Genomic DNA, 22,351 nt, shown 5'->3' on the forward strand with positions numbered 1-22,351 from the left:
CGCCGTGTGCTGGCACGTGCTTAGATTCACCGGAAGGATGACTATCCATGAACATCACTGGCACCAATAACAACGACATTATCAATGGCACCAGCGCTGCCGATGTCATCAACTCGGGAAACGGGAACGACACGATCAATGCGGGTGCGGGAAATGACGTCGTCGATGCCGGCAATGGTGACGATATCGTCAATGCAGGAACCGGCAACGATACCGTCTCCGGCGGCGGTGGCAATGACACGCTCGACGGCGGGGCCGGCAACGACACCCTGAGTGGCGGCACCGGCGACGATATTCTCATCTATCGCGCATCCGAGAATGTCGGCGCTACTGATGTCTACGACGGCGGCACCGGGCAGGACACCCTTCGACTGATCGTCAGCCAGGAAATGGCGAATTCCGCAGCGTTTCAGGCAGACCTCGCAGCATTGCAGGCAAAGCTCAACAAGGGCGCACCCTTTTCCTTCACCAGCTTCAACTTGAGAGTCACTTCCATTGAGCGAGTTGAGGTTGTCATCGATACGAGCGGCAATCACGCTCCCGTGGCCGTTGCCGATTCGGTCAGCACCAGCGAGGACACGACTCTCACGATTCTCGCGTCCGCCTTGCTCGCCAACGATACGGACGCCGATGCCGGCGATACGAAGACTCTCTTCTCTGTCCAGGGCGCGCAGCATGGGACGGTTTCGGTCAACGCGAGCGGCAATGTGGTTTTCGCCGCCGATGCCAACTATTCGGGTGTCGCGAGCTTCACCTACACTATCCGCGATAATGCCGGCGCTACTTCGACTGCAACCGTTACGGTGAATGTTGCTGCAGTCGCGGATGCGCCGACGTTGACCGTGGCCCCGGCTGCCGGAAACGAGGACACTGCGATTGCGCTATCGATCGGCGCGGCGTTGACTGATACCGACGGCTCCGAGCATCTGTCGAGCCTGACGGTGGGTGCCATTCCGGCCGGTGCCATCCTTTCGGACGGAAGTCACACGTTTACCGCGGATGCCAGCCACACCTCGGTCGATATCCTCGGGTGGAATCTGTCCAGCCTGACGGTTACGCCGGCCGCAAATTCCGATGCCGACTTCGTTCTGACCGTGACAGCGACCTCGCAGGAGGGATCGAGCGGTCCGATGGCGACGACCACGGCGAACCTGAACGTGGCCGTCAATGCTGTCGCCGATGCGCCGACTTTGACCGTAGCACCGGCCGCCGGCAACGAGGATGCGGCGATTGCGCTGTCAATCAACGCGGCGCTGACCGACACCGACGGATCCGAGCATCTGTCGAGCCTGACGGTGGGTGCCATTCCGGTCGGTGCCATCCTTTCGGACGGAGGTCACACGTTTACCGCGGATGCCAGCCACACCTCGGTCGATATCCTCGGGTGGAATCTGTCCAGCCTGACCGTTACGCCGGCCGCAGATTCCGATGCCGACTTCGTTCTGACCGTGACAGCGACCTCGCAGGAGGGATCGAGCGGTCCGACGGCGTCGACCACGGTCAACCTGAACGTCACCGTCAATCCCGTCGCCGACGCGCCGACCATTACGGGTGAGGCGATTTCGGTCGTTGCCCCGACGGAAGATATCCCGCTCGCACTCCACGTTGCTCTGACGGACACCGACGGTTCGGAAACAATCGCGTCTGTCACGATTTCAAACGTTCCCTCGCAGTTTTTCGTGTTGACTGATGGCAACCAGATTCTGGCTCCCAATGAGCAGGGCGACTACGTCGTTTCGGCAGCGCAGGTTGAAAATCTCGCCCTCCATCTCGTGACGCAGGATCTGACGGGAATTACGCCGTTTACCTTGTCTGTGACCGCAACCTCCGCGGATGGCGCGAGCCATGCGACGTCCGACGTGTTTGCGCTTAATGTCGACATTAGCGCTGGCGCGAACGAAATGGATGGCCGCGCTTCCGACGGCTACATCTCCGGCGCCACGGTTTTTGCCGATGCAAACAACAATGGCGTTTGGGATCCCCGTGAAGCGACGACGGTAACGGCCGCCGACGGTACGTTCACGCTGGTCAATGGCAGCGGCCCGATCGTTATGTCCGGCGGTGTCGACGTGTCCACTGGCCTTGATTTTATCGGCACGCTCCGGGCGCCTGAAGGCTCCACTGTCGTTACTCCGCTCACGACCCTCGTCGCTGCCATTGCGGACGCCAGCATCACCAATCCCGACGATCCGGTTGAGGTCGCGGCAGCCGTCGCGGCAGCTCTGGCTGCGGTGGCCGCCGCATTTGGCATCCCCGCAGGCGTCGATTTGACCTCGTTCGACCCGGTGCCAGCTGCCGCGAGCGGCGATGCGGACGCGATCAACATTCTTGCCGCGGCAATACAGGTTCAGGCGACCATCGCGCAGATTTCCGCAGCAACGGGATCCACGGATGTCGTCGATGCCCTCGCCAACGCGATCGTTCAGGCAAACGGCGGAACGGTCGATCTAACGCAAACCGAGACGCTTGCGGCAATTATCACTGACGCCGCTCCGGATGCGGATCCGGCCGCGATCGAGGCCGTCTCTGAGGTCGTGGCGGCAGCGAATACCGCAATCGATTCTGCAGCCAATGGTACCGGCGATCCGCTCGCAGTGCTGACGAGTGTCGCCCAGGCGGCAACGGTCGCATTGGGGCAAACCACCGATCAGCTTGCCGACGCGGGACTCGACACTACAGAACTGCAATCTGTGGTTGATAATAATACTGGTGAAGCGCTGACTGACGCGATTTCGCAGGTTGTCCCAGGCGACCCCGACGGTTCGCAGGTGGGAACGATCGGCGCTGATGTTCTGACGGGTGCCGGCGGCAACGACATCATCGACGGCCTTGATGGCAACGACACCCTGAGTGGTCTCAGCGGAAATGACACGATCTACGGTCGCGGGGGGAACGACATTGTCCTTGGCGGCGACGGCAACGACACGCTCGAAGGCGGCGACGGAAGGGACTACCTGACCGGCGGTGCCGGTGATGATCATCTGGACGGCGGTCAGAGCTTCGACCGTGCCGTCTACACGGATGCGACCGGACCCGTCACGATCAACCTCGCTGCCGGCACGGCCAGCGGGGCAGGCGTCGGCACCGACACGCTCATCAACATTGAGGGTGCGATAGGCAGCAACTTCGCCGATACGTTCGATGCTACCGGCTTTTCGGGCTCCTCCGGACTGCCCGGCGTAGCTGCCGGCCAGAGCTCTTTCGAGGGCCGTGGCGGCGATGATGTGATCACCGGTCGGATCAACGATCTGGGTCAGTCAGTGACGCGGGTGGAGTACCTCGGCGCCTCCGCCGCGGTGACGGTCGACCTTGCGGCCGGTACGGGTCAGGGGACGGCAGCCGGCGATGTGGCCAATGTCGGCCACGACACGTTCACCAATGCACTGCAGGGCGTGTTTGCGTCGGCCTACAACGACACACTCTACGGCAGCGACAACGCCAACTTCACCTATGAGGTCTTTGAAGGTCGCGGGGGCAACGACTATATCGACGGCCGTGGCGGTTACGACATCGTCACCTACAACAACGACGTGACGACCACGTCGGGCATTACGGTCAACCTTGCCGCAGGCACGGTGATCGGCGATGCCACCGTCGGCACCGACACGCTCCGCAACGTGGAAGCCGTTCGGGGCACCAACTTCGATGACGTGTTTGATACGACCGGCTACGGCCTTGCCGGAGCTCTGAACGTCTCTACCACCAACGGCAACTTCAACGACATCGCCGGCGCCGGCGGCAACGACACCATCATCGGCAACGGCAACACGCGCCTCAACTATTCGATCGCGCTGGCGGCCGTTACGGTTGACCTCCAGACCACCGCCGGCACGGCGGTCACGGTTGCCGGGAGCGCCACAGGCGCGACCGAAGGCACCGATACCTTCACTGGCGTGAATGCCGTTCAAGCCTCCTCGTTCAGCGACACCCTGCTGGGCAGCAGCTTCAACAACACGTTCACGGGCCTTGGCGGTGACGACTACATCGACGGCCGCGGCGGCTTCGACACGGCCAGTTATAATCACCTGAACACCGTCACGAGCGGTGTCACCGTCAACATGGCGGCGGGCACTGCCACGGGCGACGCCTCGATCGGCACCGACACGCTGCGCAACATTGAAGGCATCCAGGGCACGATGCTGGCCGACAGCTATAGTGCGGTCGGATACGGCGCTGCGGGCGCGCTGAACATCTCTACCAGCAATGGCAACTTCAACCAGTTCGAGGGCCTTGGCGGCGATGACACCATCGCCGGCAACGGCAACACGCGCGTGCTCTACAACAACTCGACGGCCGGGGTGACGATCACGATCGGGGCGGGTGGTGTCGGCTCGGCATCGGGCGATGCCTCGACCGGCAACGACAGCTTCACCGGCGGCGTCAACGCGGCGATCGGCAGCAACTTTGCCGATACCTATAATGCGTCCGCCTTCAACAGCGGCTTCTTCAACTCGTTCCAGGGCAATGGTGGCAACGACACCATCACCGGCAACGGCTCAACCCAGGTGCAGTACAGCAATGCCACCTCCGGCGTGACGATCACGATCGGGGCTGGTGGTGCGGGTTCTGCGTCCGGCGACGGCTCGGTCGGCACCGACAGCTTCACCGGCGTCAACAGCGCCGTCGGCGGCAACTCGGCCGACAGCTACAATGCCTCGGGTTTTACCGGGTTCAACTCGTTCCAGGGCAATGGTGGCAACGACACCATCACCGGCAACGGCTTTACCCAGATCCAGTACAACAACGCCACCGGTGCCGTGAACGTCAACCTGTCGACCGGCACTGCCACCGGCGACGGCTCGGTCGGCACCGACAGCTTCACCGGCGTCAACAGCGTGGCGGGCTCCAACTTCGGTGACACGCTGACCGGCAGCTCGGGCAATGACGTCTTCTTCGGCAATGGCGGCAACGACACGCTGGCCGGCGGCGGTGGCGCTGACAGCCTGAACGGCGGCGGCGGTGCGGACACGTTTGTGTACGCCTCCGGCGGCGGTGCGGACTTCATCAGCGACTTCAACCACGGTCAGGTCGACCGGATCGACGTCACGGGCGTGGCGGGAATCTTCAGCCTGGCCGACATCCAGGCCCGCGCGACGCAGCAGGGATCGAACACGCTGATCGACTTCGGCGGCGGCAACACGATCACGCTGGCGAACATTACGGTCGGCAGCCTGGTTGCCAGCGACTTCGTGTTCAACAACACCGTCACCGGCACGTCTGCTAATGACGTGCTGGTCGGCACCAGCCAGGTTGACGGCCTCTTCGGGCTCGACGGCAATGACCGCCTGCAGGGGCTTGCCGGCAACGACACGCTGGACGGCGGGCTCGGCTTCGACCGGGCGATCTATACCGACGCCACCGGCGCCATCACGGTCAATATGGCCGCTGGCACGGTCACTGGTGCGGGCGTTGGCAGCGACACGCTGAGCGGCGTCGAAGGCGTCGTCGGCAGCGATTTTGCCGATACCTCCAATGCGACCGGATTCACAGGTTGGAGCGGGCTGCCTGGAGTTCAGATTGGCCAGAACGAATTCGAGGGTCGTGGCGGCGACGATGTGATCATCGGTATCGCCAACGTACAGGGCCAGGCACTGACACGCGTCAATTACCTCACCGCCAGCGCCGCAGTGACCGCAGACATTGCTGCGGGAACAGCAGACGGCGATGCATCCGTTGGCCACGACACCTTCTCGCATGTCTATTCGATCTGGGGATCGGCCTTCAACGACACGCTCTACGGCAGTGACACCGCGTACGGAACCTTTGAACTGTTCGAAGGGCGAGCGGGTAACGATTTCATCGATGGTCGAGGCGGATACGATCGCGCGGACTACGCCAACGATTCCACGACCACGTCAGGCATCACAGTTTATCTTGCGGCGGGAACCGTTGTTGGCGACGCCAGCGTCGGTACCGACACCATTCGTAACGTTGAAGCGGCCCGTGGTACCAACTTCGACGACGTGTTCGATGCGACGGGCTACGGCCTTGCCGGCGCGCTCAATGTCTCTACCACCAATGGCAACTTCAACGACTTCGCCGGTGCAGGCGGCAACGATACGATTATCGGCAACGGCAACACCCGCCTGAACTACGCGCTTGCCGCGGGCAGCATCAGCGTTGACCTCGAGACGAGTGCGATCGGTACGACCAACGCGATCACCGTGGCCGGCAGCGCCACGGGCGTGGGCGAAGGGACCGATACCTTTACCGGCGTCAACGCGGCACAAGGTTCGACGTTTGCCGACACGCTGCTGGGCTCTAGCTTCAACAACACCTTCACCGGCCTTGGCGGTGACGACTATATCGACGGCCGCGGCGGCTTCGACACCGTAAGCTACAACAGCGTCAGTACCGCAACCGGTGGAGTGACAGTCGACTTCGCAGCCGGCACCGCGACGGGCGATGCTTCGATCGGCACGGACACGCTGCGCAACATCGAGGCCGTCCAGGGTACCAACTTCGCCGACTCGTTCAACGCGGTCGGCTTCGGTCAGGCGGGTGCGCTCAACGTCAGCACCAGCAACGGCAACTTCAACCAGTTCGAGGGCCTTGCCGGAAACGACACCATTACCGGCAACGGCAATACCAGGCTGATCTATATCAACGCCGCCGCAGCCGTGACGGTCGACATTGCCGCCGGTACCGCCACCGGCGATGCCTCTGTGGGCACCGACACCTTCACCGGCGTCAACAGTGCAACCGGCTCGGCGTTTGCCGATACGCTTTCCGGCAGCGCGAACAATGAGAACTTTACCGGCCTCGCCGGCAACGACGTCATCGACGGCCGCGGCGGCTTCGACACCGCGATCTATAACGCGTTCAATACCACCGGCGGGGTGAGCATCGACATGGCGTCGGGCATCGTCACCGGTGACGCGTCGGTCGGCACCGACACACTGTTGTCGATTGAATCGGTGCAGGGCACCAACTTCGCCGATACTTATGTGGCCACCGGCTTTGGCACCACGGGCGCCAATGTCGGCAGCAGCGGCACCTTCAACTGGTTCCAGGGCAATGGTGGCAACGACGTCATTACCGGCAACGGCAACACGCAGATCCAGTACGCCAGCGCTACGGGCGGGGTCAGCGTCAATCTGGCGACCGGCATTGCTACCGGTGACGCCTCGGTCGGCACCGATACCATCACCGGCGGCGTCAATAACGTCTTCGGGTCGAACTTCAACGACACGATCATCGGCAGCAGCGGCAACGAGTCGCTGAACGGCGGCAGCGGCAACGACACGCTGGCCGGCGGCGGTGGCGGTGACAGCCTGAACGGCGGCGCGGGTGCGGACACGTTTGTGTACGCGACGGGCGGCGGCTCGGATTTTGTCAGCGACTTCACCCGCGGTCAGGGCGATCGCATCGACGTTACCGGTGTGAGCGGCATCTTCAGCCTGGCCGACATTCAGGCCCATGCCTCGCAGCAGGGATCGAATACCCTGATCGACTTCGGCAATGGCGACGCGATCATGCTGGCGAACATTACGGTCGGCAGCCTGGTTGCCAGCGACTTCGTGTTCAACAACAACAGCATCACCGGCACGCCCGCCAATGACGTGCTAGTCGGCACCAGCCAGATCGACGGCATCTTCGGGCTCGATGGCAATGACCGCCTGCAGGGTCTTGCCGGCAACGACACCCTGGACGGCGGCAACGGCTTTGACCGTGCCGTCTACACCGATGCCACCGGATCGATCACGGTCAACCTTACGGCCGGGACCGCGACTGGCGCAGGCGTCGGCACCGACACGCTCGTCCACATTGAGGGCGCCGTCGGTAGCGACTTTGCCGATACGTTCGATGCCACCGGCTTTGCGGGAATATCTGGTCTTCCCGGCGTAACGATTGGCCTGAACGAGTTCGAAGGCCGAGGTGGCGACGATCACATCATCGGAAACATCAATGCGCTGGGTCAGATCACGACCCGGATATCGTATCTCAACGCGACGTCAGCGGTGACGGTTGATATCGCCGCGGGTACCGCGGATGGCGACGCATCCGTCGGCCACGACACGTTCACCAATGTCAACGCGATCTTCGGCTCGACGTTCAACGATACGCTCTATGGCAGCGACAATGGATTCGCCACGTTTGAGATATACGAAGGCCGGGGCGGTGACGACTATATCGACGGCCGTGGCGGCTACGACATGGTCGCCTACAACAACGACCCGACGACCACGTCAGGCATCGTGGTTCACCTTGCGGCGGGCACGGTGAACGGCGATGCAACCGTCGGCACCGACACGATCCGCAACGTGGAAGCGGCGCGGGGCACCGTCTTCGACGACGTGTTCGACGCGACGGGCTTCGGCGGCGTCGGAGCGGTCAATGTCGGCTATGCCGGGACCTTCAACGACTTCGCCGGAGCCGGCGGCAACGACACCATCATCGGCAACGGCAACACGCGCCTCAACTATTCGATCGCGCTAGCGGCCGTTACGGTTGACCTTGAGACCACCGCCGGTACGACGATCACGGTTGCAGGCAGTGCCACGGGCGCGACCGAGGGCACGGATAGCTTCACCGGCGTCAATGCCGTGCAGGGTTCGACCTTCAGCGACACCCTGCTGGGCTCCAGCTTCAACAACACGCTCACCGGCCTTGGTGGTGACGACTACATCGACGGGCGCGGCGGGTTCGATACCGCGAGCTACAACAGTTTGGGTCTCGGCACCGGCGGCGTCACCGTCAATCTTGCGGCCGGCACCGCCACGGGCGATGCCTCGATTGGCACCGACACGCTGCGCAACATCGAAGGCGTGCAGGGCACCGGCTATGCCGATACCTTCGACGCCACCGGCTATGGTGTGGCAGGGGCGCTGAACGTCTCTACCAGCAACGGCAATTTCAACCAGTTCGAGGGCCTTGGTGGCGACGACAGCATTACCGGCAACGGCAACACACGCGTGCTCTACAACAACGCGACGGCCGGGGTGACGATCACGATCGGGGCAGGTGGCGTCGGCTCGGCATCGGGCGATGCCTCGACCGGCAACGACAGCTTCACCGGCGGCGTCAACGCGGCCATCGGTAGCAACTTTGCCGATACCTATAATGCATCCGCCTTCAACAGCGGCTACAACTCGTTCCAGGGCAATGGCGGTGACGACACCATCATCGGTAATGGCGTCACGGCGCTCCAATACGGCAATGCCACCTCCGGCGTGACGATCACGATCAGCGCCGGCGGCACGGGCACGGCAACGGGAGATGCCTCCGTCGGCACCGACAGCTTCAGCGGTGTCAACAATGTCGTCGGCGGCAACTTCGCCGATACTTACGATGCCTCTGGCTTTGTCGGCTTTAACGTTTTCCTGGGGCAGGGTGGCAACGACACCATCACCGGCAATGGCAGCACCCAGATCCAGTACGGCACCGCGACTGGCGCGGTGAACGTCAACCTGTCGACCGGCACCGCCACCGGCGACGGTTCGGTCGGCACCGACAGCTTTACCGGCGTCAACAGCGTGGCGGGCTCCAACTTCGGCGACACCATACTAGGCGGCATCGGTAACGACATTCTCTTCGGCAACGGCGGAAATGATTACCTCACCGGCAACGGCGGCAACGACAACCTGACTGGCGGTGGCGGGGCAGACACATTCGCCTACTTCCTCATCGGCGGCGGGGCGGATTACATAACCGACTTCAACCATGGACAGGGCGATCGAATCGACGTCACGGGCGTGGCGGGAATCTTCAGCCTGGCGGACATCCAGGCCCGCGCGACGCAGCAGGGTTCCAATACGCTGATCGACTTCGGCGGCGGCAACACGATCACGCTGGCGAACATTACGGTCGGCAGCCTGGTTGCCAGCGACTTCGTGTTCAACAACAGCATCACCGGCACGTCCGCCAATGACGTGCTGGTCGGCACCAGCCAGATCGACGGCATCTTCGGGCTTGACGGCAATGACCGCCTGCAGGGTCTTGCCGGCAACGACACGCTGGACGGCGGCAACGGGCTCGACCGGGCGATCTACACGGATGCGGCCGGCTCGGTCACGGTGAACCTTGTGGCTGGCACGGCCAGCGGGGCCGGGGTCGGCACCGACACGCTGGTGAACATCGAAGGCGCCGTCGGCAGCGACTTCGCCGATACGTTTGATGCCACCGGCTTCTTGGGGTCCACGGCGCTGCCCGGTGTTGCCATTGGGCAGAATACGTTCGAAGGCCGGGGCGGCGACGATCTCATCATCGGGGATCTCAACCCGCTGGGGCAGGCAGTAACGCGAGTGGAATACCTGAGCGCGTCGGACGCGGTGACAGTCGATATCGCGGCCGGCACGGGTCAGGGGACGGCGGCCGGCGATATCGCCAATGTTGGCCACGACACGTTCTCGAACGTCAGCACGATTTTTGGCTCTGCCTTTAACGACACAATCTACGGCAGCGACAATGCAAGCTTCACCTATGAGACCTACGAAGGCCGCGCGGGTGACGACTATATCGACGGCCGTGGCGGTTACGACTCGGTGAATTATAATAATGATCTGACGACCACGTCGGGTATCACCGTCCATCTTGCCGCGGGAACCGTTGTTGGCGATGCCACGGTCGGCACCGACACGATCCGCAACGTGGAGGCAGCGCGGGGTACCGCCTTCGACGACGTGTTCGATGCGACCGGCTACGGCCTTGCCGGTGCCCTGAACGTCTCTACCACCAACGGCAGCTTCAACGATTTCGGCGGGGCCGGCGGCAACGACACGATTATCGGCAACGGCAACACCCGCCTGAACTACCAGATTGCGTTGGCCAGCGTCACGGTTGACCTCGAGACCACCGCCGGCACGGCCATCACGGTTGCCGGCAGTGCCACGGGTGCAACCGAGGGCACCGATACCTTCACCGGCGTCAACGCCGTGCAGGGTTCGATGTTCGGTGACACGCTGCTGGGCTCTAGCTTCAACAACACGATCACCGGCCTTGGCGGTGACGATTACATCGACGGTCGCGGCGGCTTCGACACCGCGAGCTATAACAGCCTGAGCACGGTGACGAGCGGGGTCAGCGTCAACATGGCGGCCGGTACCGCCACGGGCGACGCCTCGATCGGCACGGACACGCTGCGCAACATCGAGGGCATCCAGGGTACGATGCTGTCCGATACCTATGATGCGACCGGCTACGGCGTGGTGGGTGCGCTGAACGTCAGCACGACCAACGGCAACTTCAATCAGTTCGAGGGCCTTGGCGGCGACGACACCATCACGGGCAATGGCGCCACGCGTGTGCTCTACAACAACGCGACGGCCGGGGTGACGATCACGATCGGCGCCGGCGGCGCCGGCTCGGCGGCGGGTGATGCCTCGGTCGGGACCGATACCTTCACCGGCGGCGTCAACGCCGCGATCGGCAGCAACTCTGCCGATAGCTATGACGCACACCTCTTCAACAACGGCTTCAACTCGTTCCAGGGCAATGGTGGCAACGACACCATCACCGGCAACGGCTCAACCCAGGTGCAGTACAGCAATGCCACCTCCGGCGTGACGATCACGATCGGGGCTGGTGGTGCGGGTTCTGCGTCCGGCGACGGCTCGGTCGGCACCGACAGCTTCACCGGCGTCAACAGCGCCGTCGGCGGCAACTCGGCCGACAGCTACGATGCCTCGGGTTTTACCGGGTTCAACTCGTTCCAGGGCAATGGCGGCAACGACACCATCACCGGCAACGGCTCCACCCAGATCCAGTACAACAACGCCACCGGCGCCGTGAACGTCAACCTGTCGACCGGCACTGCCACCGGCGACGGCTCGGTCGGCACCGACACCATCACCGGCGGCGTCAACAATGTGCTGGGCTCGAACTTCAGCGACACGCTGACGGGCAATGCAGGCAATGACTTCCTGAACGGCAATGGCGGCAACGACACCATCAACGGTGGCGGCGGAAACGACATCCTGACCGGCGGAGGGGGCAACGACAATTTCGTGTTCGCAGCGGGTTCGACGGTGGGCGCGACCATCACCGACTTCACTGGCAATGGCGCCTCCGCGGGCGATACGCTCGAATTCCACGGCTTCGGCCTGACAACCGACGGCGCGACCCTTACGTTCCTTTCAGGCAATCAATGGCAGGTTCACTCCGGCCTGGATCTGCACGACGAAATCATCACCATCAATGGAAGTGTCCATGTGAGCGACTACCAGTTCTTGGCTTAGTCACGAGCGAGGGATCGAGCGTCGCTTGCCCCGATAAACGATGTCCCTTGGGAGTTCTGCTGTTAGCGTAGTGCGCATGTTGGCCGGTCGAGAGAAGAACTCATCGCTGGCCTCGCGCGTAGGGCTCTTTTCGAGCGGCCGCTAGCGTCGGCCGTTCGATAAAGATGCGCTGGGCGGCGCGATTTAGCCAGTTCGCGCGATAGCGCCGCCGAATCTGCGATTCATATGGGAGAGACCATGTTCAAATCGAATGTGGAGCGGTAGTTTGGTTGCCAGGAAGGAACGGAACGAGTGACCAAGCCAGGGTTTCTGGTGCGGTCTCTCAACGAATGGGCGAAATGAACACCCGATAAGTGATTGATTTCTTGGTGGGCCCGGCAGCGACCACATGAAGCCGCTTTTCTTGAGAGATTTCGTAGTCTTATTGAGATGTTGATTCATCGAGTACCAACAAAAATACCAACAAATTTGCCAGGAGAAAAACATCGGTCCGCCGCCGCTACGCGCGGCCTCTGAGGTCGTCCACCGCGTCACATCGAACTTCGAAGGTAGCTCGATCGCCATTAGTCGTGAAAATATTGGGGATGAGAGGTCCGGATCGCCTCTACGTTATGTTAATCTTGAAGTTCGCGTCAGCCAGTTAGCCATCCACCGCTGACCATCCGCAAGCATGTAAATGAAATTCTGGCGATGCTGCATTCGCCGACTGGACGGTGGGACGGATCAGCCGATTGCTCGACGGCGGCTTGATCGAGATCGGCTTCGTAATTCGCAACGGCGCCGCAACCGTTCTCAAAATCAGCGGAATGCTACTTCAAGAGCCTGGAAGATCAATCTTGCACTTCTAGCGAGGTTCGTGATCGATCCGGCCGTCATCCAATTCGCTCAGGCGCCTGAGCCGTGCCAGAAACTCGGCAAGGTCGGCGGCGTAAAACAACGTCTTCTTGCCGAACTTGACGCGTTTGAGGTCACCTCGTTTGACCGCTGCGTACAGCGCCGTGCGGCCGATACTAAGCAAGTCGAGTGTCTCGTCGACCGCGTACGCTACTTTCGTAAGACCGAAGGCCCAAGGGTCGATCGGATCGACTCCGGTGTTCTTGTCATTGTCCATACTCGACACCGCATTGTTCGTCGAAGCGCGGTCATGTGATTTGCGATGATGGGCCATAGTGCGCAATATGTCATGCGTCCAGGAGCAACTGAACGGCCCAAGTCTGCGCTGTGCTACGCTGCGGTGCAGCGGACGTGTCCGTAGCGGAGTTTGACAGGAGGCATCGGACGGCGTCGATTGCGATCGGTAACACTTGATGATGGCCTCATCGACGCCGCGCTTGCTGCGAGCGCCGACGCCAGTGACGACAGTCGAACTTATCATTCAGGCGCGCTGCCATTTTCCGAGCATCTGCCCGAGGCGAGACTGTAAGTGACAAGCCCGAGAACCAGGGGACTGGCTGTAATCCGTCCCGGGCAACGACACGATCGTCTGACAAAGCGCATGAAGCGGCGGCAAAGCCAGAATGAAAAGGCCTGATTTCTCTTTGTCTTACAATCGGCGGCAAATACTTGCGAACGGCGGCATTTGCGTAGGTCGCTCCCTGCGCATCACGTCACTCATGCTGCGCGCTTCAACGGACGTGCGCGCTCGACTCGCCTACGCTCCTTGGGCGTGTTCATCACTTCCCAAAGATCGTGGCGTCGCTGCACGTTGAGCCAAAAGTCAGGGCTGTTGCCGAAGACGCGGGCCAGGATCAAGGCCGTCGCGGCGGTCACGTTCCTGCGGTCGCCGCACAACTCGTTGACGTGCTTGCGCTGAACGCCCATCGCCTCGGCGAGCGCGCCCTGCGTCAGGCCCATCGGCCCCATAAACTCTTCGGTCAAAATCTCTCCGACCGTCGCCGGCTTGCGCTTGGTGGTCAGCATGTTTGCCTCGCTCTCATCGGTAACTGTGATCGTCCAGATAAATCCCGTCCGCCTCGCCGCGCTCGCCATCCCAGCGGAAAATCAGCCGCCATTGCTGATTGACACGGATCGAATGAAACCCCGCCAGATTGCCGCGCAACTTCTCGAAGTGATTGCTGGGCGGCACGCGCAAGTCCTGATCGGTCATGGCGTCGTCTATCATCTGGAGTTTTCTGAACAACCGGGCTTCAAGATCCGGCGGGATGTTGCGGGAATGGGCATCGTCCACGAAGAAAGCCCGCAACCAGCCATCCCGAAAGCCAACGATCATTCCGTCACTCCAACTAAGAGTAATTGTACCACCCTATAACCCATCTTTCAAGGATGATCTCCGTCCCTCTACAGCGCCGCGGCCTCTTCTCTCCGGAATGCAAGCGCCACCGATCACAATCCGCCTTGGTCTGCTTGATAAGCCACAGCCGGGCCGACGGCAGGCGGTCAAGGCCGAAGCCGCGTAGCGGGGCGCGATAGCGCCAGCCTTGAGGGCCTGCCGGCGGTCCGGTTTCATGGCGGCCAGCAGCACCGGCGATGCCGCTGCCGGCAGCAAGCGGATGAACTGCACCGGCCTCAGCAAAGCTCATCGAGCTCGCTCCGTGGCCGCCACGCGACAGGGTTGGCGATCCATCGGTTGATGTCGGATTCCTTCCATCCCGCGCCGTTGACGCTGATCTTGATCTGAGGCGGGAACGTGCCCTCGGCGATCTTGCGGTAGATGGTGGAGCGGGACAGCCCGGTTCGGGCGAGGACGGTCTTCAAACGGATGATACGGTCTAGTTCTCGCACGGCTCGCCTGCTTCCTGCTGACAGTTGCTGACGGCTACTGGGACCAGACAGGACAGGCATTCAGGGGCAAGCAAGAGGGATCGGCGCGGCATAGGGCTGTGGCGTAGGAGCGGCGGCAAATCGGCGGTTCAGAGTCCGATGCCCCGGCCTCTGCCGAGGTCGATGCCGTGAGTGAAGGCCAATTCCTGGCCGAGCCGGCGGCCTGAATCGAACGCGATGCCTAGGTCTTTCTTGCAGATGGCGAGGATGGATTCCAGTTGTGGATCGCGTTCGAGGCTTTTAGCCATGTCGCCCATCGCCGAGCGCGTGGCCTTGTACCCCGACATGTCGCCCGCCTGATACTGACGCTGGCTGACCTGGTCGAGTTTCTGCCAGCGCTCCACGAAACGGTCGGCGTGGCGAGCCGGATCGGTGCGGATTTCGGTTTCGAGTTGGAGCGCGCGGATGGTCCGGGCGATGCGACCGGAGGCGGCTTCACTGACAAGTCCCGGCTCTTTGACATAGGCGGCCTCGGCATCGCGCCAGCCGTGGGGACGCACCCCCTCGAAGGCCTTGCGGGCCTCAGTCAGTTCACGCATCTGCTCGGGGCTGCCCTTGCCATCCACATCCCCGGTGCTGAGTATCGCGTCCACGGCGCGGGCATGGCGCATGAGCGCCCGCGTGCGCGCCCGACGCAACGCCGTTTCCGGATCTTCCGCCGCCTTCCTTTCCGGCGCTTCCATTTCGCGCCGCGCCGCCATCCCTGCGCTTTCCCTTTCCGGCCGCTGCGCGCCATCGACGGGCAGGCGTAGACCGTCAAACATGTCGCGCACCTTCTCCGGCACGATCCTGCGCACGATCTGGACGACACGGGCGCGGAAGCTGATCCCGCGCCGCTCGGCATAGCTCTGCGCCGGATCGCGTTGCTCGTAGTCCGCCGCCATGTCCTTGGCGCGGTCGCGCGACAGCGTGCGGGTGAGCCGGTCCTGGCTGGCGAAGTCGTCGCGGCCATAATGCAAGTCCATGCCGTCGCGATGCCGCGACAGGGCCACATAACTGCCATGGGCATCCATGCCCGGCGTCGCCAGCACATGGGCGCAGTCCACCGTCATGCCCTGCGCCTTGTGGATGGTCGCGGCATAGCCGTGGTCGATGCGGTTGTAATCTTTGAGGTCGAATGAAACGCTGCGCCCGTCATCGGTGCGCACGGACATGGACTGCGTGCTGATCTCTTCGACGGTCCCGAGCGTGCCATTCTTCACGCCGAGCCCGCGTTCGTTTTGCAGGAACATGACGCGATCACCGCCGGCGAAGCTGCGCTCGCCGCGTTCGACTGTGACACGCACATCATCGCGCAGAAGGCCCGCCGCTCGCATCCGTTCGCGCGCGCCCTCATTGAGCGCGCGCACTTCGGCATTCGTGTGAGTAAGGATGACGCGGCTCTGGTCGGGCGATGCTTGCCGGTCGCGGTCCCAGCGGTCGATCAGATCGCCGCGCGCCTGCTCGCGTGTTGCGGCGTCATGCACCATGCCACGGGCGTCATAGGCATGGATCGCAGAGCCGATCCTGCCACTCGCCAGATCGCGCGTGGCGTCGCGCTGCCAGTCCTCCCGCTGGCGGCGCACTTCGCCGATTTCCGCGCCGCCGTGACGCTCGTGAATCGAGCGGAATGCCGCGCCGGCTTCGATGGATTGCAACTGTTGCGGATCGCCGACCAGCACCGCCTTCGCACCGGCCTCTGCAGCATGGGACAGCACGCGCTCCAACTGGCGCGTGCCGATCATGCCCGCCTCGTCGATCACCAGAACAGCGCGGGCGCTGAGCTGGTCGCGACCTTGTTGCCATCCATGTTCCATGCTGGCGATGGTGCGGGAAGCAATGCCCGTTCCGCTTTCCAAGTTCTCGGCGGCGATCCCGGACAGCGCTACGCCCCGGACCTCGTAACCCGCCGCTTCCCATGCCTCCCGCGCCACGCCCAGCATGGCGCTCTTGCCGGTCCCGGCATGGCCGACCACGATCGAAAGATCGCGCGCGTCCGTGACACGCGCCAGCGCGTCCGCCTGCTCGCCGGACAGGGCAAGGCCGCGCTGTTCGGCATGTGCCAAGGCCGCCTGGCGGTGCCCGTCATTCACCTCATGGCGTTCCCGCTCCGCCATCGATTCCGCCGCGCGGTGCAGGCGTTGTTCCGCCTCGATCATCTGCCGGGTGGTGAAGCGGTCCTCGCCGCGTCCGTCCTGCCCGAGTTCGACAAGATCGGGCGCATCGCGCATCGCACCCATGACTTCGCTGAACTGGTCGATCCCCTCGCTATGCCGGTGTGCAAACTTCGCCATGTCGCGCCGCGTGAAGGTCGATTGCTGCTGCGTGATCGCATCCAGTGCAAGGGAAGGATTTGCGATGATCCGCGCGCCATTGCCGCGCGCGATCTCGCGGTGCACCTCCACACGGTCGGTGGCTTCGATCCCTTCACGCTCGATACGCTGCGCGGGCGCACCGATCTGGCTTTGCGGCTCCAGCGCGATGCCCTGCGCCTCAAGGCTGCGATGATCGATGCGCGCGTCGATATCGAGTTCGGCCAGCCGCTCATTGGCAAGCTCGGCCCAACGTTCGCGCCAGCGCTCCACCATCTCCGTGCGGTTCCAGTCCCGCACTTTCGGGCCAAAACCGTTTTCGTCCACCGCGCGCATGGTCAGCATGACATGGGCATGGGGTTTGGGCATGCTGTCCTCACCGATATCCCGGTGCACGTTGAGATCGGCGATCATGCCCCGATCCACAAACTCCGACTGCACGAAGTCGCGGGCGAGTTCGATGCCCTGTGCCTGTGTCAGTTCGCGCGGAAGGGCGAATTCGACCTCGCGGGCAAGCTGCGCGTCCTTGCGGACCTCGAACGCCTCGACATCGTTCCACAGCCGCTCGCGGTCGCTCCATGCCTCGGGCGTGTTCTCCGGCAGCATCACTTCGGAATGGACGACGCCGCGCTTGGCAGAAAAATCATGGCTACGATCAAGCCGCTCGTCGCGCAACCGCGAGGCAGAGCGGTAGGCGGCGGACGCTACCGCGCTGCTTCCGGCCTTGCGGCCAATGACCTTGACGTGAAGATGATAGATCGCCATCGCGACCGGATCATTGACACGGCCAGGCGCACGTCGGAACGACGTATAAGCGCGCCCTCCCTCGAAAAATTCTCGGGCGGGACTACCCCGTCCCAGGCCGTCCCGGCAGCCTTACAGCATTCCGCAGGCTGCTCGACTATAACAGCTCCATCGACAGCTTACGGAGAATATGATGCGCAAGCCACGGGACTTTGACGCGGAACTGAAAGCGCTCGAAAGCAAAGCGCGCGAGCTGAAAACCCGCAAGGTGCAGCAGCTCGGCGAACTGGTCATCGCCACCGGGGCTGACACACTCACCACCCATGAACTGGCGGGTGCGCTGATCGTGCTGGCGGAGACAAAAGAGGCCGGAAAGAGGGGCGCATGGGCCAAGCGCGGAGCGGCGTTCTTTCAAAGCCGGTCGCGGCGAAATGCACCGGCAATTGACCGCGACACGGACGGCGCTCCGGGCCAACCGGGCGGCGCGCAACCACCATCAGGCGGCTCGCGCCCGGCATGACATGCGCACGTGGCAGGTCGAGCGCCGCAAGCGTACGCGGCACCTCATCGAACTCGGCGGCCTCGTCGTGAAAGCCGGCGTCGTGGACCTGACCGGCGACGACCGCGCCATCATTCTCGGCGCGCTGCTCTGGATCGCCGACAAGCTCCAAAGCGATCAGGGCGAACAGGCGCGAGCGCGGTGGGCAGCAAAGGGGAAGCAAGCGTTCGAGGCGGCCGCAGCGACACACAAGGGAACAGATCGAACTGTCCCAGCAGTTCGTCCTTGAGACACGACATTGGCATGTTAGCCGTGCGCCGCATTCACCTGGCTGTGAGCGACACGGTGCTGAGGGAGCGACGAACAGCAAGCTCCCGGGACGATGTCCCCCGCGCGCACGGCCGCGAAAGGTGTCTGCTGCGCTTCGAGCGGATGCCGCGATGGCGAGCAGCGCGGCATCCGGTGTTGTAAGACTGCCTGACCAAGAATCGTCCGACGACAATTGCAGCCAAAGATATCGTCTGGATGGGAGAGCTCTCATTCGCGCTTGAGTTCACGTAAAAAATGCAGAAACAAACCGAGTCAGGATGAGACATCAAAACGTCTCGATTCGTCACGGTCTGACACAGAATGTAACGCTCACACCTGCGCATCTGGTGGAGCGCGCAGAGAAAATTGTCAGGCTCATAACCTGAAGGTCATAGGTTCAAATCCTATCCCCGCAACCAAACAACAAGCCCTTGAAAACAAGATGTTTTCAAGGGTTTTTTGTTGCGCAGATTTTAGTCCGAAATTTCGTTCGTGGAAGCGTCGTGGAAGCGGCAGGAGGAAAGTTGCAGCGCGAAATCGGCGAGGGCGCAAGGGGCGCGATGACTCAATTGTGATCGCTGTCGATGGCGAGCGCCGCAACGTCAGATCACGGTTGGCATGGCCGTTCACGATCTTTGCTGCTCCGGCTACCGCTGCCTCACCGATAAACTACTTAGCAGAACGGGTCGCTCGAAGCCTCTCGTGGAGTACGGCATCGTAGTCAGAAGGACATTGAAGCCGTCTTTATGCATCCACGCAAGGCCAACTGTAGTGACTTCCTGCAAGTTGGGCTGCAGCTTTCTGCCCCCGAACCCCCACGTGAGCCGGTTTAAGCGGGACCGGATTTCCCAGACACTGTGAATGTTTCGATGAGGTGCGGAGCGAGTGGCTTCGAAGGCACCCACCGCGGCTCGTCCGGATTGCCAATCTCATATTTTTGATTGTCGTTCCAGTCGTCGCGCTGCGGCACATTCTCCAGGCCGATTGCGTGAATCTGGACCTCGTCGCCTTCAATCCGCAAGCGTAGGAAATTGTTGTATCGGCCGATGCGCAGCGCGCTGAAGGCATCGTTGCGGTTCATGCGCAGCCAGCGGCACGTAAGAAGCATGTTGAGGCCGAAATAGGTACTTCCGAACAGGAATCCGACAGCCCCCATTTCGAGGAGGAGGAGGCTCACCCACGTCCAGACGCTGTACCATTCACCCGCAAGCGTGAAATGCTCGGCGTTGCAGGCCGTAAACCAGCGTGCCGCGAGGATCGCCGTGACGACGTGGGCGGTGACGTGGACAAGGCTTGTCCCGATGACGATCATGGCTTTCTGGAATTGAAGCCAGAGTTTCTCGATCGCCAAGGCGTCGAACTCGTCGGGTCTGATTCGGCGGATTCGCCACGTTCGAAAGATCTCCCCGAGCGAAACCTTCTCCTGATCGGTCGTATAACCGATGATTCCGCTGCCGATGATCAGGGCGACTGCGATGTACGCGTCTATCTCGTCCCGCAGGCCGATCAGAACGCCGACGGCGAAGTAGACCAGCCCCATTAGTATCGAGAAATCCCAGTTCTTGAAAGCAAACCAGATGTTCTGCCGAAGAAGGTCTTGGCTAACTCGGATAGAGGGATACACGGCGGGCTCGGTGGCGGTCGGCGCCTGTTTGGCCGTCGAGCCCTGCTCCGGCGGCACCTCGGGTTGCTTGATTGCTGTGGCTTGCTCGGTGTCCTGAACCTCCGTCGCTTTGTCGGCGAGGGTCAGCTTCACTTTTCGACTGTTCCAGCGAACGCTGACATCCTTTTCGAGTTGATGGGTCGGATGGAGGAATGCGCCACCGCCGCCTGAGGTCACAAATTGCGTGCCATCCACTGCTTGGTAGCGGCTGTAGTGGTGTGTATCGCCGGACAAAAGAAGCGGGATGGTCAACTGCTTGTCGGCTCTCTTGATGATGCTGAGGGCGTAATCGACGATTTCCCAGGAGTTGGTGTTGGTGTCGGTATAGAGCCAGCCGGGCTCCGCTGTGCAGAGAATGATACGCGAGCCGCGCCGCAGCTCGTTCGCCCGCGCAATCATCTCGAAGTAGTCGGCCTGCGGCTGGTCCAGGTCTTCGGCGAGTTGAATGTCCATCGCCCAAAGCCACCAGGTCTTTGTAAGCTGGATCGCAAAATAACTTCGCTTCTGATGGGTGCGCCAACCGCCGAAGTGGGTGGGGCGGGTCGGCGTGAAGTACGCGAGGAACTGCACCAGGCCATCATACCAGTCGTGGTTGCCCGGAATGGCAAACAACGGTACCCCGTTGGGGTCTTTCCGGTCGGGGTCTGGGAAGGCCCACCGATAAGGTTGAAACAGCTGGTTGCGGTAGGTCTGCGCGCTGGCCAGCGGATAGACTTCGTCGCCGCCCATGATGAGCATCTGACCGCGTGGTAGTTTCTTCCCCTCGACCTCACATTCCTTGCGAGCAAGCAGACATGCGACCGCGAACGTGCTGTCAAAACCATCGCCGAGGTCGGCCACGAAGTCGAACCATACCGGCCCGGTCCCTTCAGGACTAAATTCATCGACGAAGGCCGTCGCACGTTCCAAATGCTTTTCAGGCGGGACTGTATCGAGCGCGGCGATCATGAGGCGACGGTCGGCGTACTGGCCAAACATTGCTGACGTGACCACGTTGTTCAACAGTTTGACGAGTAAGATGGGATTGAACCAGCGGACCATCCGCGGATAGGTCCTGTAATCCTTCAAGTAGTCAGCGCCCATGGAAGCCCCCGAGATTCTGCAGCAGAATAGGGTGTTCGTGGCAAGATGCAACCGGCAGGGGAATTTGATCTACTCGGGACGGGGATGAATGGCGCGATAGGCGCCTTGCCTGATGAGGCATTTGGCGCGGTCATGTAGCACGGGTCAGTCGGCGGACTTGGTCCGAGTCAGTTCGCTGACTGATGAGGTTTCGAGCAAAAGCGAGACATGCCCGCCTATCCTGAGAATGTCCGTTCACCGGGGTGGACCGGAAGTCGCCGTAGTCCGGCCAAACCGACGCGAATGACCCGAGGCGGTCGTTGATCATGCCGACGAACGGCGGCGTCCCCAGTTTCGGCGGAGTTGGGTGCGCTGGTCGAAATAGCGCATTGATCAGTCCGGCGAATGTCATTTTGGCATTCATCGGGCATCCTGCCGTATCGTGTCTCGCGCAATCTGCACTCTGAGCTCAATCCCAGGGCTCGTGCTTGACCGGCGGCGGCAGCCAGATCCGCTCGTAGACCCTTTGGAGGTCCTGTTCCTTGGCGACTTCCTGCTGAGGAGAAACCTTTGCGTACTTCGCCTCGGTGGGACCGGAAAAGTTGTGCCGATTGATCCTCGGTGCGGAGATCAGACGGGTTACCGAGCCCCCACATCTCGGGCAGCTCCTGAGGGGCGGGTCATTCATCCCGTGCAGCACCTCGTAGACGACCAGGCAGGGCGTGCATTCGTACTGGTAAACCGGCATAGCCTCCTCCTCGACGCTCGGGGGAAACGCGTGGCCGGCAACGGCGGCCGGCCCAAACTCAGCAAAGGCGCTGCGCCC

The 22,351-nt window shown here is 62.2% G+C and carries 10 protein-coding genes; 3 read left to right on the top strand and 7 right to left on the bottom strand.

All coding sequences use genetic code 11. The annotated features are described in order from the left end of the window. Positions 1-47 precede the first annotated feature (47 nt). Positions 48-12,176, top strand: coding sequence for an Ig-like domain-containing protein (locus V1293_RS32565; protein ID WP_334515446.1), 12,129 nt, complete (start codon positions 48-50; stop codon positions 12,174-12,176). Positions 12,177-13,020: 844 nt separating this feature from the next. Here the strand turns inward: V1293_RS32565 and V1293_RS32570 are convergent. The 5 genes from V1293_RS32570 to traA form a co-directional block, all read right to left on the bottom strand. After that, a complete protein-coding gene (locus V1293_RS32570; protein ID WP_334515448.1) occupies positions 13,021-13,287 on the bottom strand; it encodes a helix-turn-helix domain-containing protein in 267 nt (88 codons plus the stop codon). A 500-nt stretch (positions 13,288-13,787) separates the two neighbouring features. Next, a complete protein-coding gene (locus V1293_RS32575) occupies positions 13,788-14,096 on the bottom strand; it encodes a HigA family addiction module antitoxin (RefSeq protein ID WP_334515449.1) in 309 nt (102 codons plus the stop codon). Positions 14,097-14,109: 13 nt separating this feature from the next. Beyond that, a complete protein-coding gene (locus V1293_RS32580; protein ID WP_334515451.1) occupies positions 14,110-14,406 on the bottom strand; it encodes a type II toxin-antitoxin system RelE/ParE family toxin in 297 nt (98 codons plus the stop codon). 296 nt (positions 14,407-14,702) lie between these two features. Further along, positions 14,703-14,918 carry a helix-turn-helix transcriptional regulator gene (locus tag V1293_RS32585; RefSeq protein ID WP_334515452.1) on the bottom strand — a complete coding sequence of 72 codons (216 nt, stop codon included), beginning with the start codon at positions 14,916-14,918 and terminating at the stop codon, positions 14,703-14,705. Positions 14,919-15,046: 128 nt separating this feature from the next. Then, positions 15,047-18,013, bottom strand: coding sequence for a Ti-type conjugative transfer relaxase TraA (gene traA, locus V1293_RS32590; RefSeq protein ID WP_334515453.1), 2,967 nt, complete (start codon positions 18,011-18,013; stop codon positions 15,047-15,049). A gap of 172 nt (positions 18,014-18,185) precedes the next feature. On the opposite strand from traA, the gene V1293_RS32595 reads away from it, so the two are divergent. Together V1293_RS32595 and V1293_RS32600 are read left to right on the top strand one after the other, a co-directional pair. Next, on the top strand, positions 18,186-18,512 hold the full coding sequence (locus V1293_RS32595; protein ID WP_334515454.1) for a conjugal transfer protein TraD: 327 nt from the start codon (positions 18,186-18,188) through the stop codon (positions 18,510-18,512). Position 18,513: 1 nt separating this feature from the next. Beyond that, complete coding sequence (locus tag V1293_RS32600; RefSeq protein ID WP_334515456.1) at positions 18,514-18,780, top strand: conjugal transfer protein TraD; 267 nt, start codon at positions 18,514-18,516, stop codon at positions 18,778-18,780. 849 nt (positions 18,781-19,629) lie between these two features. Here the strand turns inward: V1293_RS32600 and V1293_RS32605 are convergent. Both V1293_RS32605 and V1293_RS32610 read right to left on the bottom strand, forming a co-directional pair. Further along, positions 19,630-21,546, bottom strand: coding sequence for a hypothetical protein (locus V1293_RS32605; RefSeq protein WP_334515458.1), 1,917 nt, complete (start codon positions 21,544-21,546; stop codon positions 19,630-19,632). 448 nt (positions 21,547-21,994) lie between these two features. Further along, complete coding sequence (locus tag V1293_RS32610) at positions 21,995-22,273, bottom strand: FmdB family zinc ribbon protein (RefSeq protein WP_334515460.1); 279 nt, start codon at positions 22,271-22,273, stop codon at positions 21,995-21,997. Positions 22,274-22,351: the final 78 nt, after the last annotated feature.

The organism is Bradyrhizobium sp. AZCC 1693 (assembly GCF_036924745.1).
Lineage (GTDB): Bacteria > Pseudomonadota > Alphaproteobacteria > Rhizobiales > Xanthobacteraceae > Bradyrhizobium.

Excerpts from the sequence above, each read along its gene's own strand:
- V1293_RS32570 (WP_334515448.1), bottom strand. The coding sequence starts at position 13,287 with ATGGACAATGACAAGAACACCGGAGTCGATCCGATCGACCCTTGGGCC.
- V1293_RS32600 (WP_334515456.1), top strand. The coding sequence starts at position 18,514 with ATGCGCACGTGGCAGGTCGAGCGCCGCAAGCGTACGCGGCACCTCATC.
- V1293_RS32575 (WP_334515449.1), bottom strand. The coding sequence starts at position 14,096 with ATGCTGACCACCAAGCGCAAGCCGGCGACGGTCGGAGAGATTTTGACC.
- V1293_RS32595 (WP_334515454.1), top strand. The coding sequence starts at position 18,186 with ATGCGCAAGCCACGGGACTTTGACGCGGAACTGAAAGCGCTCGAAAGC.
- V1293_RS32580 (WP_334515451.1), bottom strand. The coding sequence starts at position 14,406 with ATGATCGTTGGCTTTCGGGATGGCTGGTTGCGGGCTTTCTTCGTGGAC.
- V1293_RS32605 (WP_334515458.1), bottom strand. The coding sequence starts at position 21,546 with ATGGGCGCTGACTACTTGAAGGATTACAGGACCTATCCGCGGATGGTC.
- traA (WP_334515453.1), bottom strand. The coding sequence starts at position 18,013 with ATGGCGATCTATCATCTTCACGTCAAGGTCATTGGCCGCAAGGCCGGA.
- V1293_RS32610 (WP_334515460.1), bottom strand. The coding sequence starts at position 22,273 with ATGCCGGTTTACCAGTACGAATGCACGCCCTGCCTGGTCGTCTACGAG.
- V1293_RS32565 (WP_334515446.1), top strand. The coding sequence starts at position 48 with ATGAACATCACTGGCACCAATAACAACGACATTATCAATGGCACCAGC.